The organism is Streptomyces sp. NPDC060049 (assembly GCF_042736715.1).
Classification (GTDB): domain Bacteria; phylum Actinomycetota; class Actinomycetes; order Streptomycetales; family Streptomycetaceae; genus Streptomyces.
In genome coordinates this window covers 395,827-411,309 of sequence record NZ_JBHWVV010000003.1, presented here as the reverse complement: position 1 = coordinate 411,309, position 15,483 = coordinate 395,827, and the positions used below count along the sequence as shown (strand labels likewise).

Sequence of the window (15,483 nt, the reverse complement as noted above, 5' to 3'; positions counted from 1 at the left end):
ACCGGCCCCCGGCCCCGCTCTAGCCGACTTTCCTGCGGGCCCGGTAGATGCGGTTGCGTGCGAGGCTCACGACTCCCGCGGCACCGGGCGCGAGCCGCAGCGCCAGTGATCCGCCGGCGGTGCGGTAAGGCTGGGCCAAGAGCACACCGTACCGGCTGCTGGGCAGCACCCGCCGGTGGAGCAGGCTGCCCAGGGGGCGCGGAGAGGTGAGCAGGGAGCTGCCGTCGGCGCACTCCACGCCCACCTTGACGTCCCACGCCTGCATCCCGCGCCGGCCCTCGCCGCGCCCCAGGGTCGCCAGCGTGGTGAGCCGGAAGGGCAGTTCCGCGGTCCAGTGGCTGCCGTCGCTCGTGCGGCGCAGCTCCACCGGTTCGGCGACCAGGGGCTTGCCGGGGTCGTTGCGGGGCAGGAAGCGCAGTTGGACCGTGCGCGGGCCGGCCGCGGCGAGCCGTCCGTACAGGTCGTGCACGCGCAGCCGGATCCTGGCGACGCCGCTCGGCTCGGCGTCGACGGTGACGGGCAGCTCGGAGGTCTCCAGCTCGTCCAGCCGGTCCAGCTCCACCGGCAGCGCCTCGCTCCACACCGGTGTCCCGTCGGCGCGCTTCGCGTACGGGGGGAGCAGCCGCGGCGGGTCGGCCGCGAAGCGGGTCAGCCGCAGCAGGTCGGCGGGGGCGGGCACAGCCGCGGTGGCGAGCAGCACCCGTACGATCCAGCGGGCGTGCGCGCCGGCGGCCTCCACGTCGGCGTCGGCGAAACCGGCGACGTAGTCGCGGGTCAGCGTCCACCAGGCGGCCTGGTACCCGGGGTCCTTGCCGAGCTCGCGCAGGTACATGCGCAGGTCGTACTCCAGGAACTTGACCTGGCAGGCCCGGCCCAGCCGGGGCGAGGACCCGGTGATGATCCGGGAGGCCGTGCGGTGGGCCTCGACGCGCGCCCGCCAGTTGCCGACGTCCTTGCGGTCCAGGGAGATCGACACCTGGGCCGCGTCCCGGCGCACGTGCCACACGTAGACGAGGTCGCCGATGACCGCGATGCGCGGGCCGGCCGCGAGCACGCGGGCGGTGAAGACGAAGTCCTCGTAGACGAACCGGCCGTCGGGGAAGCGGATCTCGTGCTTGTCCAGGAAGGCCCGGCTGTACAGCTTGTTGACGCAGAGGGTGTCCCGGACCAGTTCGGGACGGTCCGCCGGCGTCTCGATGACCTCGCCCGGGGTGTACAGGCCCGGTACCCAGGGCACGTCGCGGCCCTCGGGCAGCTCGCGGCGGACGCAGGCGCCGACCGTGACCGGAGCCTCGTGTTCCCCGGCGGCCCGGACCAGCGCGTCGACCGCCCCCGGCGGCAGGACGTCGTCGCTGTCCAGGAACAGGACGTACGGGGCGGTCGCGGCCGCGATCCCGTCGTTGCGCGGGGTGCCGCACCCCCCGCTGTTCTCCGTGCGGTGTACGACCTTCACGCGGGGGTGGCGGGCGCCCAGCTCGTCCAGCACCAGAGCGGTGCCGTCGGAGGAGGCATCGTTGACCGCGATGACTTCGGCGACAACCGGACCCTGGGCGAGGGCCGAGGCAACGGCCTCGCCCACGAGCTCGGCGTCGTTGTACGCGATCACCACAACGGAGACTGTGGGGGTATGGGTGCTCGTCACCCGTGGATCCTAGGCCACGCGAGTAAAGGTGACCTTAAGACCAGTCGACCGAACGGGGCTCGAGCAGAGGTTCAAGCGGAACCCCGCGGGCCCGGCGGGTACCCGGCCGTAGCCCGGCCGGGTACCCGTCGCGGTCCGGTCAGAAGGGACGGAACTCGTCGTACTCCTGCTGGGCCGCGTCCCCGCGCTTGGCTTCCTTCTCCTTGCGGCGGGTGGTGGCCGGACGCGGCGCCTCAAGGCGGTGGTCCTCACCGCGGCGGCCCAGCATCTCGGCGCCGGCCATCATGGTCGGCTCCCAGTCGAAGACGACCGCGTTCTCGTCGGGGCCGATGGCCACGCCGTCGCCCGCACGGGCACCGGCCTTGCGCAGGGCCTCCTCGACACCGAGGCGGTTGAGCCGGTCGGCGAGGTAGCCGACGGCCTCGTCGATGTTGAAGTCGGTCTGGCGGACCCAGCGCTCCGGCTTCTCGCCGCGCACGCGGTACAGCTCCTCGACCTCGTCGTAGGTGACGGTGAAGCCGGCGTCGTCCACGGCCTTGGGACGGATGACGATGCGGGTCGCCTCCTCCTTCGGCTTGCGCGCACGGGCCTTCGCGATGCCCTCGGCGAGGAAGAAGGACAGCTCCTTCAGACCCGTGCGGTCGACCGCGGAGACCTCGAAGACCTTGTAGCCGCGGGCCTCCAGGTCCGGGCGGACCATCTCGGCCAGCTCCTTGCCGTCCGGGATGTCGACCTTGTTGAGGACGACCAGGCGCGGGCGCTTCTCCAGGCCCCCGCCGTAGATCCGCAGCTCTTCCTCGATGACGTCGAGGTCGGCGACGGGGTCGCGGTCGGACTCCAGGGTGGCGGTGTCCAGGACGTGCACGAGCACCGAGCAGCGCTCGACGTGGCGCAGGAACTCCAGGCCGAGGCCCTTGCCCTGGCTGGCGCCGGGGATCAGGCCCGGGACGTCGGCGATCGTGTAGACGGTGGAGCCCGCGGTGACCACGCCGAGGTTGGGGACCAGCGTCGTGAACGGGTAGTCCGCGATCTTCGGCTTGGCGGCGGAGAGCACCGAGATCAGCGAGGACTTGCCGGCGCTCGGGAAGCCGACCAGCGCCACGTCGGCGACGGTCTTCAGCTCCAGGATGATGTCGCCGGTGGTGCCCGGGACGCCGAGGAGCGCGAAGCCGGGAGCCTTGCGGCGGGCGGAGGAGAGCGCGGCGTTGCCGAGACCGCCGCGGCCGCCCTCGGCGGCGACGAAGGTGGTGCCCTGACCGACGAGGTCGGCGAGGACGTTGCCCTCCTTGTCGAGGACGACGGTGCCGTCCGGCACGGGCAGGACCAGGTCCTGGCCGTCCTTGCCGGAGCGGTTGCCGCCCTCGCCGGGCTTGCCGTTGGTGGCCTTGCGGTGGGGGCTGTGGTGGTAGTCGAGCAGCGTGGTGATCGCCTGCTCCACCACCAGGATGACGTCGCCGCCACGGCCGCCGTTGCCGCCATCGGGGCCGCCGAGCGGCTTGAACTTCTCCCGGTGAACGGAGGCGCAGCCGTGGCCCCCGTTACCCGCGGCGACGTGCAGCTCGACGCGGTCCACGAAGGTGGTCATGGGTGTTCCTCCAGATACATACGGGAATGTCCCGGGCAGGCCTTGCTGCCCATTAAACGTGTCTATGTGACAACGCGCCGAGGGCGGATCTCTCTTCCCGGCTCGCGCCGGGAAGAGTTGAGATCCGCCCTCGGGATGCTTCGAACGACTGATTCAGCAGAAGCTGGATCAGGCGGCCGGAACGATGTTGACGACCTTGCGGCCGCGGTGCGTGCCGAACTGGACCGAACCGGCCAGCAGCGCGAACAGCGTGTCGTCGCCACCACGACCGACACCCGAACCCGGGTGGAAGTGGGTGCCGCGCTGGCGGACGAGGATCTCACCAGCGGAAACGACCTGACCGCCGAAGCGCTTCACGCCGAGCCGCTGAGCGTTGGAATCGCGCCCGTTCCGGGTGGACGATGCGCCCTTCTTGTGTGCCATGTCTCAGTCCCTCTTACTTCGCAGCCGCGGGGATACCGGTGACCTTGATCGCCGTGTACTGCTGGCGGTGACCCTGGCGACGGCGGTAGCCGGTCTTGTTCTTGTACCGAAGGATGTCGATCTTCGCACCCTTGTGGTGGTCCACGATCTCGGCCTGGACCTTGATGCCGGCCAGGACCCACGGGTCGCTGGTCACGGCTTCGCCGTCGACAACGAGCAGGGTCGAGAGCTCGACCGTGTCGCCAACCTTGGCAGTGGGAATCTTGTCAACTTCAACGATGTCGCCGACAGCAACCTTGTGCTGGCGACCACCGCTGCGCACGATGGCGTACACGCGGATCTCTCTCTCACTCGGGACGGATGCTCCTGAAGCCAGCCGCTCAGGCAGGACCCGTCGCGAGGACGGGGCCAGAACGATCCGGATTGGACGAGCGGCCTCTCCCGCGCATGGTGCTCAGCGGGAGGAAGGTGCTCAGGAGCGCGGCACGTTTTAAACGTAATCGTCTAAGACATGCCGACGGTCTAGGTTACGGGGCCGGTTCCAGGGGGTCAAACCGGGTCCCGCACGGCCGTGGGCCCCGCCACTCGGCGGGGCCCACGGTCCAGGCGGATCAGGCTTCGGTCGGAGCCGAGACGGAGGGCAGCGACTGCTGCTCGGCCGCCGCGGTCTTCTTCGTCGCCCGCTTCGCCACGGTCTTCTTCGCGGCCGTCTTGGCCGTCGCCGCCTTCTTGGCGACGGTCTTCTTGGCGGTCGCCGCCTTCTTGGCCGGGGCCTTCTTCGCCGCGGTCGTCGTTGCCTTCTTGGCAGCCGTCTTGCGGACCGCCTTCTTGGCGGGGGCCGCCGGGGCGGCCTCCTCCACGACGTCCTCGGCCAGGGTCTCCACCGGCGCCTCGACGGGCGTCTCGACGACCACCACGGCCGCCTCCGCGCCCACCGGGGAACCGGCGGGTGCGGTGGCCTTACGGGTGGCACGGCGGCGCGTACGGACCGGCGCGGCCTCGGCCACGGGCTCGGCGGGCGCCTCCACGGCGACCTGCGCGACCTCGGGCTCGGCCTCGGCCTCGGGCGCGACGACCTCGGGCTCGGCCGCCGGGGCGGCCGGCTCCGCGGCCTGGACCGCCTCGGCCGGGGCGCCCGCCGAAGCGGTCGCCTTGCGGGTGGCACGGCGGCGGGTGCGGCCCTTGGGGGCCTCCTCCACGACCGGCTCCACCACGACGGCCTCGACCTCGGCCTCGACGACGTCGAGTACCTCGGCGACCTCGGTCTCCGGCTCGGGCCCGGCCACGGGGGCGGGCGCCGGGACGGCCGCACCGCGCGGGGCGCCCGCCGGTGCGGTCGCCTTGCGGGTGGCACGGCGGCGGTTGCGACGGCCGCTCAGGCCCGCCGCGGCCTCGGCCTCGGCGGGGCTGCTGTAGAGCTCCTCGTCGGCGATGAAGGACGGCTCGGGCAGGGCCACGGGAGCGGCGGCCTCGGCAGCCACCTCCTCCTCGGTCTCGACCTCGTAGACGTCGCCCTCGACGCTCTCGACGGCCTCGATCTCGTGGTCGTGCTCGTCGGCGCGGCCGCCGCGGCGCTTGGAGCGCTTGCCGCCGCCACCGCCGCCGACCACGGTCGGGGTCTCCATGTGCACGATCACACCGCGGCCGTTGCAGTGGACGCAGGTCTCGGAGAAGGACTCCAGCAGACCCTGGCCCACCCGCTTGCGGGTCATCTGCACGAGGCCCAGCGAGGTGACCTCGGCGACCTGGTGCTTGGTGCGGTCGCGGCCCAGGCACTCCAGCATGCGCCGCAGGACCAGGTCGCGGTTGGACTCCAGGACCATGTCGATGAAGTCGATGACGACGATGCCGCCGAGGTCGCGCAGCCGCAGCTGGCGCACGATCTCCTCGGCCGCCTCCAGGTTGTTCCTGGTGACGGTCTCCTCGAGGTTGCCGCCCTGACCGGTGAACTTGCCGGTGTTGACGTCGATGACGATCATCGCCTCGGTCTTGTCGATCACAAGCGAGCCGCCCGAGGGCAGCCACACCTTGCGGTCGAGCGCCTTGGCGAGCTGCTCGTCGATCCGGTAGGTCGCGAAGACGTCGACCTCGGAGGTCCAGCGGGACAGCCGGTCGGCCAGGTCCGGGGCCACGTGGTTCACGTAGCCGTGGATCGTCTCCCAGGCGCTGTCGCCGCTGACGATGACCTTCGAGAAGTCCTCGTTGAAGATGTCGCGCACGACGCGGACGGTCATGTCCGGCTCGCCGTACAGCAGGCTCGGCGAAGAGGTCGAGATCTGCTTCGACTTCTTCTGGATGTCCTCCCACTGGGCCTGCAGGCGCTCGACGTCGCGGCGCAGCTCGTCCTCGCTCGCGCCTTCGGCGGCGGTGCGGACGATGACGCCCGCGTCCTCGGGGACGATCTTCTTGAGGATGGTCTTCAGGCGCGCGCGCTCGGTGTCGGGCAGCTTGCGGCTGATGCCGGTCATCGAGCCCTCGGGCACGTAGACCAGGTAGCGGCCGGGCAGCGAGACCTGGCTGGTCAGGCGGGCACCCTTGTGGCCGATCGGGTCCTTGGTGACCTGCACCAGGACCGACTGGCCCGACTTGAGGGCGGACTCGATGCGGCGCGGCCCGTTGGCCATGCCGAGCGCCTCGAAGTTGACCTCACCGGCGTACAGGACGGCGTTGCGGCCCTTGCCGATGTCGATGAAGGCGGCCTCCATCGACGGCAGCACGTTCTGGACCTTGCCCAGGTAGACGTTGCCGACGTACGAGGTGGCTTCTTCCTTGTTGACGTAGTGCTCGACGAGCACGTTGTCCTCGAGGACGCCGATCTGGGTGCGCTCACCGGACTGGCGGACGACCATGACGCGCTCGACGGCCTCGCGGCGGGCCAGGAACTCGGCCTCCGTGATGATCGGGACGCGGCGGCGGCCCTGCTCGCGGCCCTCGCGGCGGCGCTGCTTCTTCGCCTCCAGGCGGGTCGAGCCCTTGATGGACTGGACCTCGTCGGAGGAGGTGGACAGGGCCTCGGAGCGCTCGCGCGCGGGACGCGGCTCACGGACCTTGACGACCGTGCGGACACCGTCGTCCTCGCCCGCCTCGGCGTCCGTACCGTCACCGCTACGGCGGCGACGACGACGGCGACGACGGCTGGAGCTGGAGCCGAGGGCCCCGCCCTCCTCGTCGTCCTCCTCGGCGGCGTCCTCTTCCTCGCCGGCCTCGGCGGACTCGGGCTCTTCCTCGGCGGACTCGTCGAGGTCGGCGGCCTCACCGCGACGGCGGCGACGGCCACCGCGACGGCGGCGGCGCGACGGGCGGTCGCCCGACTCGTCGTCCTCGTCCAGCTCGGCGGCCTCGGCCTCTTCCTCCACCAGCTCTACGTCGGCCAGCGTGACCGGGCCGGACGGCGCGGCCGGGGCCTGAGCCGCGGCCGGAGCCTCCGGTGCGGCCTCGGCGGCGGCGCCGCGGCCACGGCGGCGGCGACGGCCGGCGGGCTGCGCGACGGAGGCAGCGGGCGCCTCGACCTCCGCCTCGAACTCGAGCTCCTCCTCCTCGACCTCCTCGGCCGGGGTGGCGGCCGCGGCGGCGGCCGCGGCCATGGCAGCGGTCTCCGGGGTCTGGAACATCGGCTCGGCGAAGACCGGGGCCTGGAACACGGCGACGGCGGGACGCGCGGCGCGACGGCCACGTGCGGGCGCCTCGGCCTCGGCGGCGGGCGCGGGCTGCGGCGCGGCGGCGGCCGGAGCCGTGGAGGTACGGGTGGCGCGGCGGCGGCCGCCGCGCTTCGGGGAGTCCACGGCGTCGGCGACGGTGACGGTGGCCTTGCTCGCGGCGGCGGGCGCCGGAGCGGCGGCCTCCTCCACGACCGCTTCGGCGGCGGGCGCCTCGGAGGCGGTGACGGCGCGGGTCGCACGGCGACGGGCACGCGGCGCGGGGGCGGCGGACTCCTCGACGACCGGAGCCGCCTCCACGACCGGAGCCTCGGCCACGACCGGCGCGGCCTCGGCGGCGGGCGCCTCAGGAGCCGCGACGGCGCGAGTGGCACGACGACGGGCACGAGCCGGGGCGGCGGCCGGAGCGGCCTCCTCGGCGGGAACGGCCGCAGCCACCGGGGCAGCGGCCTCGGCGGCGGGCGTCACGGCCCCGCCGGGCGGACCGGCGGGCCGGGACGCGGCGCGCCGACGCCTGCGCGGAGGCAGGTTGTCACTGGGGCTACCAGTGTCGCCGGCGGTGTTGTTGTCGTTTTCGTTGTTGAGCATGCGGGGTTTCTCCCGTCACGCTCCCGGGCGCCGCGGCTGACTTCCGGTCCGGCACGGCTCCGCGCGATGAGCGGGGAGCCGGCCTCCGGGGCGCGTTCGCCACACGGGAGCTCAGTTCATGGCCGCCGGTTCCGTACGTGTTTGTCCGTACGGCCTGGCGGAAGTCTTCAGGTCTTTGCGCGGCCCGACCCAGGTGGCTCCCGAGTGCCAGGGCTGCGCGACGACGACGATCCCTACGCGGCGGGACCTTCCGGCGCCTTCGCGTCGGCGGCTACGGCGGCCGTGGGTGGGGCCGTCGTCGCAGCCTCGCGGTCGGGCGCGAGCGGGTCGGTCACCGTGCCGGACTCCTCGTCGAAGAGCCCCTGCGCCAGCCTGGTCACCGCTGCGGGGACCGGCGGCGTTAGGTCGGCCACGGTTCGGAGACCGGACAGGACGTCGTCGGGTCGCACGGCAGGTGTCAAATGCCGAACAACCAGCCGCAGTATCGCACAAGCATTGTCCAGGGGCCTATCAGCCGCCGCGGCAACCGAAACGGGAACCACTTCCAGACTGACCACCGCGCCGCGCGTGTCGAATGTCCGCATTCCGTTCTTGGTGCGGCGCTGGACCTCCACGGTCTCGGCCGCGAGGAAGGCCCCGACGGCCCGCTCGGTGTCCGAGGGCTCCACGCCGTCGAGGCGCAGCTCCCACACGGAGGCCGTCAACCGGTCGGCGAGACCGGAGGTGTGGGCCTCCACGGCGTCGATGATGTCGAGGCCCAGCGGCATCGACTCGTCGAGCAGTTCGCGGAGCTTCGCGGGGTCGCGGCGCTCCGCGAGGGCGATCTCCAGGTACTCGGCCTCGCTGCCGGTCCCGGTCGGGGCGGCGTTCGCGTACGAGACGCGCGGGTGCGGGGTGAAGCCCGCCGAGTACGCCATGGGCACCTCGGAGCGGCGCAGGGCCCGCTCGAAGGCGCGCTGGAAGTCCCGGTGGCTGGTGAACCGGAGGCGGCCGCGCTTGGTGTAGCGCAGTCGAATGCGCTGCACCACCGGTGCGGGAGGCGGGCCTTCGGGCTGTCGCTTGCCCAGTGGTTCTTCTCCTTGTGCGGGGCTCCGCGGCTCGCGCGTCGCCCTGAGGTCCATGGAGCCTGCGGGCCACGCCGTCTGCCCGCCCGGCTCACCCCTGCGGCTTGTGCAGGGGGCTCGTCGGGATCGGCGTGGCGGGCGCGTCGTCTGCGGCTCTGTTACTACCCAGAGTACGCGCCTGTGACCTCGCCGGTTCCCGGGCCGGCCCCCCGAACAGTGACCGCCGCACCTCGGCCCGCGCCTCGCGCACCGCGAGGCGGGAGGTGTTCCACACCTCGCGGACGGCACGGCCGACGGGAGCGACCGCCCGGCGGTGTACCGAGCGGGCGGCGCGGCGGGCGGCGGTCCACCCCGCGCGCACGGCGTGCCCGACGGGCGTGGCGATCCGCCGGTACGCCCAGGCGACGGGCCGCACGACGAGCAGCCGCCACAGCCGCACGAACCCCCGCCACAGCGAGCGGCTCACCCGCCCGGCGAGGTGCCAGGTCCCGGCCAGCAGCCGGCCGAAGGGGGCGAGCAGATACGCGTACAGCCCACGGCCGACGGGCGCGAGCACGTACCGCCACAACCCGACCCAGGGCCAGACGAACAGCGCCATGGCCAGCCAGGTCGCGCAGAGACCGAACCCCCGGGCCAGCCGGAGCAGTCCGTGGCCGACGGGGACGAGGACGTAGCGGTACAGCGCCCGCGCCGGCAGGACCAGCAGGTACCGCGCCCCGCCCGCGACCAGCCACCCGAAGCCCCGCCCGAGCGGCGCCACGACGTACTCCCAGGCGGGGACCAGCAGGAACCGCCACAGTCCGGCCGCCGGCCGGACGACGAGGACCGTCCCCAGTGCCCGGGCCGCCCACCGCAGCCCCTGGGCCACCGGGCTCAGCAGGTAGGTGAACACGGCCCGCCCCAGCAGGCCGATCACCTGCCCCGCCGGGACCACGACGTACCGCCGGAGACCGGCCCAGGGCCAGTAGAAGACAAGCTTCAACAGGGCCACGACCAGCCACCCGAGCCCGCGCAGCACCGGCAGCACGGCCCGCTCGTAGCACCGGGCCAGCGCCTGTCCCAGCGGTCCGAGGACGGTCCGGTGCAGCGTCCGCGCGAAGGCGGCGGCCAAGTCCCACAGCACCCGCACGGGCAGCACGACCAGCATCGCGACGATCTTCACGGGCAGCCGGACGACACCCACCAGACAGCCTTCGCCCCGCGGTGGCCGCGCCTTCTCGAGTTCCATGCGGCTAAGGACACACTGCGGGCCCGCTCCGTTGCACAGGGGCTGCCTTCAGTCGACAGACCCCTTGAGCCGCCACACCACCGCGATCGCCATCGGTGTGGCATTCACGGTCTCCTCGACCGCGTGGGTGCGGAGTCTATATTTGACATTTCACTGGGCGGCCATAAGACACCCAAATAAACCCGCCAGAGATCGCCAGATTCGACCAACTGTTTTCAACTGCCTAAAATACCCCACCCGCCCCATTAGCCTCTCGATATGAAAACACGCCAAAGTAATCTCACGGACGACTCATGGACCGCAGCCGATAGGGAACTCCTTGCCGAGCTGGAGAGATCCGAGAGCTCGTTGCGGGCTGATGCTCCGCGGGCACTCCTGTCCGTACGGCTGTCAGTGCTCACAGAAAGCACCACCTCGCCCGTACGCCAGGAACTCGACCTTCGCATGCTCGCCAGGGAGCACGGATACCGGGCCGTCGGCGTAGCACGCGACCTGAACGTCTCCGCGACAAAGGTGCCGCCGTGGCGGCGGCCGCAACTCGGCCCCTGGCTCAGGGACAGGGCTCCGGAATTCGACGTACTTCTCTTCTGGAAGATGGACCGCCTGGTACGACGAGTGGCCGACTTGACCACCATGGTCACCTGGTGCTTGAAGCATGGAAAGAACCTGATCTCCAAACACGACCCCGTAGACCTGACCACAGAAGCCGGGAAGGCACTTGCTGCGCTCGTCAGCAGCGTCGCCGAGATCGAAGCGGCCAACACCGGCACTCGAGTGGCGAGCCTCTGGAACTACACGAAGACACAAAGTGCGTGGTTGGTCGGCAAGCCCGCGTACGGCTACACCACGACCCGAGACGCAAAGGGCAGGAGCGTCCTCACCATCGACGAGGAAGCGCGGCGCGTCCTGCACTGGTGTCGGGACAGAATCCTGCAGGGCGCGTCAGCCAAGCGCCTGGCCGGCGTGCTGGTACGCGCCGGCGTCTGCGGCCGGGGGCTCACCACCGCCACGCTGCTGCGCAGGCTCCGGAATCCGGCCCTCGTAGGATTCCGCGTAGAAGAAGACAAGCAGGGCGGCGTTCGTCGTTCGAAGCCGGTACTCGGAAAGGATGGAAATCCGATCCGCGTCGCTGAAGAGATCTTCACGGCAGAGCAGTTCCAAGAACTTCAGACAGCCCTCGATCGGCGCGCCAAACGTCAGCCCACACGCCAATCGGGCGGGGCGACCAAATTCCTCGGAATCCTCGTCTGTGCCGAGTGCGGCACCAACATGCTCGCGCACAAGACGACGACAAACTCCAGGAGCTACGAGTACCTCCGATGCCGCGCTTGCCCGGGAGGTGGGCAGGGGGCCCCCAACCCGCATACGATTTACGCCGGACTCATGGATGACGCCCTGTCCGCACTCGGAGACGAACCCGTGTGCATCCGAGAGCATGCGAGGGACCGGTGGGTTCTGACTCAGACGGGCAAGACCTTCCGCCAGTCCTGGACGGACGGCGGAATCGAGGAGATGACCAAGGACCTTCTCCGCGCGGGCATCACATGCAAGGTCACAAGGACCAAGGTTCGGAAGGTCCGCGCCCCTCAGGTTCGCACGCAGCTCGTCATACCCGAGGACGCACGTCGGCGGCTCGTGATCACCAGAGATGAATTCGCGTCCACCCTCTAGAAATGCGAATGCCCCCTTGTCTCTCGACAAGGGGGCACTCACACAATCTCAGGACTTCGGGGATTCACCCACCACGCTCAGCGGAAGCAGCTTCTTCCCTGTCGGTCCGATTTGAATACTGGTCTGGAGCTGAGGACACACGCCGCAATCGAAGCACGGGGTCCAGCGGCAGTCTTCGACCTCGGTCTCGTCGAGGGCGTCCTGCCAGTCCTCCCAGAGCCAGTCCTTGTCCAGACCGGAGTCCAGGTGGTCCCAGGGCAGGACCTCCTCGTAGGTGCGCTCGCGCGTCGTGTACCAGGCCACGTCCACGCCGTAGGCCGGCAGCGTCTTCTCCGCCGCCTGCATCCAGCGGTCGTACGAGAAGTGCTCGCGCCAGCCGTCGAAGCGGCCGCCCGACTCGTACACGGCGCGGATGACGTCGCCGATGCGGCGGTCGCCGCGCGACAGCAGGCCCTCGACGATGCCGGGCTTGCCGTCGTGGTAGCGGAAACCGATGGAGCGGCCGTACTTCTTGTCGGCGCGGATCTTGTCGCGGAGCTTGCCGAGACGGGCGTCCGTCTCCTCGGCCGACAGCTGCGGCGCCCACTGGAAGGGGGTGTGCGGCTTCGGCACGAACCCGCCGATCGACACGGTGCAGCGGATGTCGTTCTGGCCGGAGACCTCGCGGCCCTTGGCGATGACGTTGACCGCCATGTCGCCGATCTGCAGGACGTCGTCGTCGGTCTCGGTCGGCAGGCCGCACATGAAGTACAGCTTCACCTGGCGCCAGCCGTTGCCGTACGCCGTGGAGACCGTCCGGATCAGGTCCTCTTCCGAGACCATCTTGTTGATGACCTTGCGCATGCGCTCCGAGCCGCCCTCGGGGGCGAAGGTCAGACCGGAGCGGCGGCCGTTGCGGGTCAGCTCGTTGGCCAGGTCGACGTTGAAGGCGTCCACGCGGGTCGACGGGAGGGACAGGCCCACCTTGTCGTCGCTGTAGCGGTCGGCCAGGCCCTTGGCGATGTCCGCGATCTCGGTGTGGTCCGCCGACGACAGGGACAGCAGCCCGACCTCTTCGAAGCCCGTCGCCTTGAGGCCGCGCTCCACCATCTCGCCGATGCCGGTGATGCTTCGCTCCCGCACGGGGCGCGTGATCATGCCGGCCTGGCAGAAACGGCAGCCGCGGGTGCAGCCGCGGAAGATCTCCACGGACATGCGCTCGTGGACGGTCTCGGCGAGCGGGACCAGGGGCTGCTTGGGGTAGGGCCACTCGTCGAGGTCCATGACCGTGTGCTTGGACACGCGCCACGGCACGCCGGAGCGGTTCGGGACCACGCGGGCGATGCGGCCGTCCGGCAGGTACTCCACGTCGTAGAAGCCCGGCACGTAGACCCCGCCGGTCTTCGCGAGGCGCAGCAGGACCTCTTCGCGCCCGCCCGGACGGCCCTCTGCCTTCCACGCGCGGATGATCTCGGTCATGTCGAGGACGGCCTGCTCGCCGTCGCCGATGATCGCGCAGTCGATGAACTCCGCGATCGGCTCGGGGTTGAAGGCCGCGTGGCCGCCCGCGAGGACGATGGGGTGGTCGACCGTACGGTTCCTGGCCTCGAGGGGGATGCCCGCAAGGTCCAGCGCCGTCAGCATGTTGGTGTAGCCGAGCTCGGTGGAGAAGGAGAGCCCGAAGACGTCGAAGTCCCCGACCGGGCGGTGCGAGTCGACGGTGAACTGCGGCACGCCGTGCTCGCGCATCAGCTCTTCGAGGTCCGGCCACACGCTGTACGTGCGCTCCGCGAGCACGCCCTCGCGTTCGTTCAGCACCTCGTAAAGGATCATGACGCCCTGGTTGGGCAGCCCGACCTCGTACGCGTCCGGGTACATCAGCGCCCAGCGGACATCGGCGGAGTCCCACTCCTTGACGGTGGAGTTCAGCTCACCACCGACGTACTGGATGGGCTTCTGCACATGCGGGAGCAGAGCTTCGAGCTGTGGGAAGACCGACTCGGACATCACGCGACTTTCGTGAAGCGGGCAGGGGGCGACTCTCAAGCGTACCCCGGTGCCCGCCGGCCTCCCGCCCGCTCGACCTCCCGGCCGGGCGTCCGGCCGGTCATCCCCGCAGCGCCGCCGCCCGGGCCGCTGTGGCCTCCCACGCCTGCGGCAGCTCCCGCTCCCGGCGGGCCGCGGTCTCCTCCTCGCGGGCGTAGAGCACCCCCCACGTGAAGGCCGACTCGCCGGCGCCCGCCGCCTGGACGGCGAGGCCGCGCAGGGCCTGGCGCGCGACCACGCTGTCCTGGTGGTCGCCGAGCAGGCTCTGGACCGCCTTCACGGACTTGGCCAGGCGCCGCGCGGGCTTGCCGAGGGCCGGAGCCGCCGCCTCGGCCGCGTAGCGGGCGCGCTTGGCCTTCTTGCGGGCTTCGTGCAGGGCCACGTCCCGGTCCGGTCCGGGTTCCATGGCCAGCGCGGTTTCCACACGGTCGGCGAGGCGTCCGTAGTCGGCGAGGACCGCCTTGGGCAGGGCGGTTTCGGCGGGCCGGCCGGCGGCTTCGAGCAGGGGCGGGTCGGCCAGCAGGGCGTCGAGGCCGTTCAGCAGGGCTACGTAGCGCCGGCTGTCGAGGGCGGCCAGGGCCGCCCGCCGGGTCGCGGTGCGGCGGGTGGTGTTCCAGATCTTCAGGCGGGCTCCGAGCGGGCCGAGCCGCAGGGTGCGCGGGACGTCCCCCAGGCGGGTCCGGATCCGTTCCATCAGGACTTCCTGGTCGCGGTCGACGCCGAGCTCCGCGGCGAGCCAGCGCAGTTCCTCGCCGAGGGGGCCGGTCTCCTCGGGGTCCAGGATCCGGCGGTAGGTCTTGAAGGCGCTGCGCAGCCGCCGGGTGGCGACCCGCATCCGGTGGACGGAGTCGGGCAGGTCCCGGCGTACGGCGGGGTCCTGGGCGATCAGGGTGTCGCGCTGTTCGCGCAGGTAGGACAGGACGTGCGCGCCCGTGGTGCCGTCGTCGGGGCCGGGCGCGGGCCGTGCGGGCGGCTGGGCGCCGGTCTCGGTCAGCGCGCGGGCGAGCTTCGAGGGCGAGTCCGAGACGCGCAGTCCGGATGCGTGGAACGCCTTCTCGACGGCGTCGAGCAGCTCCGGGTCGATGCCGTCGGCGAGTTCCACCTCGACCTCGGTCCAGGCGGCGGTGGCGCCGAGGCGCTCGGCGCGCACGGCGTCGGTGGAGAGCTCCGCGAGGAGGGCGCCGTCGGCGTCGAGGAGGTGGCTGACCTTGCGCGAGGACAGGAGCCTGACCTGGGGTTCCAGCGGGGCGTCGCGCAGGCGGGAGCGCAGCAGCCCGGTCAGTGAGGGCGGCACGGTGTCGCTGAGCGGGGTGGTGATCTCGTCGCGGACTCCGGGGGCGACGGGCAGTTTGAGGTGCCATCCCGCGTCCTTGCCGCCGGTGCGGCGGCGCAGGGTGAGGCCGTCTGAGGCGAGCCGCTGGTCGGCGGTGTCGTAGTAGACGGCGTCGAGGTCTACGGTGCCCTGGTCGGTGACGGCCGCGATGGCCGCCGTGCCGGTCAGGTCCGGGACCCCGCGCCGTCCGGCCTTGTCGTTCTTGAACTCGAATTTGCGCTCGATCTCGCGCTTCGTGTCCGCCATGAACCGAACCTAGTCCTGAACG

General features: G+C 71.4%; 10 protein-coding genes. 1 reads left to right on the top strand and 9 read right to left on the bottom strand.

Annotation, left to right across the window (positions count from 1 at the left end; genetic code table 11):
• Positions 1-19: 19 nt before the first annotated feature.
• From ACFWBY_RS07090 to ACFWBY_RS07060, 7 genes are all read right to left on the bottom strand, one after another.
• On the bottom strand, positions 20-1,642 hold the full coding sequence (locus ACFWBY_RS07090; RefSeq protein ID WP_385337360.1) for a glycosyltransferase family 2 protein: 1,623 nt from the start codon (positions 1,640-1,642) through the stop codon (positions 20-22).
• A gap of 139 nt (positions 1,643-1,781) precedes the next feature.
• On the bottom strand, positions 1,782-3,227 hold the full coding sequence (obgE, locus tag ACFWBY_RS07085) for a GTPase ObgE (protein WP_385337363.1): 1,446 nt from the start codon (positions 3,225-3,227) through the stop codon (positions 1,782-1,784).
• 168 nt (positions 3,228-3,395) lie between these two features.
• Positions 3,396-3,650 carry a 50S ribosomal protein L27 gene (gene rpmA / locus ACFWBY_RS07080; protein WP_112446573.1) on the bottom strand — a complete coding sequence of 85 codons (255 nt, stop codon included), beginning with the start codon at positions 3,648-3,650 and terminating at the stop codon, positions 3,396-3,398.
• A 13-nt stretch (positions 3,651-3,663) separates the two neighbouring features.
• Positions 3,664-3,984 carry a 50S ribosomal protein L21 gene (gene rplU, locus ACFWBY_RS07075; protein ID WP_214950890.1) on the bottom strand — a complete coding sequence of 107 codons (321 nt, stop codon included), beginning with the start codon at positions 3,982-3,984 and terminating at the stop codon, positions 3,664-3,666.
• Between the two features lie 277 nt (positions 3,985-4,261).
• Positions 4,262-7,894: a ribonuclease E/G gene (locus ACFWBY_RS07070; protein ID WP_385409633.1), complete on the bottom strand. Its 3,633-nt coding sequence runs from the start codon at positions 7,892-7,894 to the stop codon at positions 4,262-4,264.
• Between the two features lie 233 nt (positions 7,895-8,127).
• Positions 8,128-8,919, bottom strand: coding sequence for a TIGR03936 family radical SAM-associated protein (locus ACFWBY_RS07065; RefSeq protein ID WP_385337368.1), 792 nt, complete (start codon positions 8,917-8,919; stop codon positions 8,128-8,130).
• A 130-nt stretch (positions 8,920-9,049) separates the two neighbouring features.
• A complete protein-coding gene (locus ACFWBY_RS07060; protein ID WP_385337371.1) occupies positions 9,050-10,186 on the bottom strand; it encodes a hypothetical protein in 1,137 nt (378 codons plus the stop codon).
• 258 nt (positions 10,187-10,444) lie between these two features.
• Here ACFWBY_RS07060 and ACFWBY_RS07055 point away from each other — a divergent pair, with 258 nt between their 5' ends.
• Positions 10,445-11,857 carry a recombinase family protein gene (locus ACFWBY_RS07055; RefSeq protein ID WP_385337374.1) on the top strand — a complete coding sequence of 471 codons (1,413 nt, stop codon included), beginning with the start codon at positions 10,445-10,447 and terminating at the stop codon, positions 11,855-11,857.
• A 48-nt stretch (positions 11,858-11,905) separates the two neighbouring features.
• On the opposite strand, the gene ACFWBY_RS07050 is transcribed toward ACFWBY_RS07055, so the two are convergent.
• Together ACFWBY_RS07050 and ACFWBY_RS07045 are read right to left on the bottom strand one after the other, a co-directional pair.
• Entirely contained in the window at positions 11,906-13,846 is a 1,941-nt protein-coding gene (locus ACFWBY_RS07050; RefSeq protein WP_385337377.1) for a TIGR03960 family B12-binding radical SAM protein, read from the bottom strand.
• Positions 13,847-13,943: 97 nt separating this feature from the next.
• Positions 13,944-15,461, bottom strand: a complete 1,518-nt coding sequence (locus ACFWBY_RS07045; protein WP_385337380.1) for a CHAD domain-containing protein — start codon at positions 15,459-15,461, stop codon at positions 13,944-13,946.
• Between the last annotated feature and the right edge of the window lie 22 nt (positions 15,462-15,483).

Bases quoted from the DNA above. Each gene is read 5' to 3' on its own strand.
- obgE (WP_385337363.1), bottom strand. From the start codon at position 3,227: ATGACCACCTTCGTGGACCGCGTCGAGCTGCACGTCGCCGCGGGTAAC.
- rpmA (WP_112446573.1), bottom strand. From the start codon at position 3,650: ATGGCACACAAGAAGGGCGCATCGTCCACCCGGAACGGGCGCGATTCC.
- ACFWBY_RS07070 (WP_385409633.1), bottom strand. From the start codon at position 7,894: ATGCTCAACAACGAAAACGACAACAACACCGCCGGCGACACTGGTAGC.
- ACFWBY_RS07060 (WP_385337371.1), bottom strand. From the start codon at position 10,186: ATGGAACTCGAGAAGGCGCGGCCACCGCGGGGCGAAGGCTGTCTGGTG.
- ACFWBY_RS07055 (WP_385337374.1), top strand. From the start codon at position 10,445: ATGAAAACACGCCAAAGTAATCTCACGGACGACTCATGGACCGCAGCC.
- ACFWBY_RS07045 (WP_385337380.1), bottom strand. From the start codon at position 15,461: ATGGCGGACACGAAGCGCGAGATCGAGCGCAAATTCGAGTTCAAGAAC.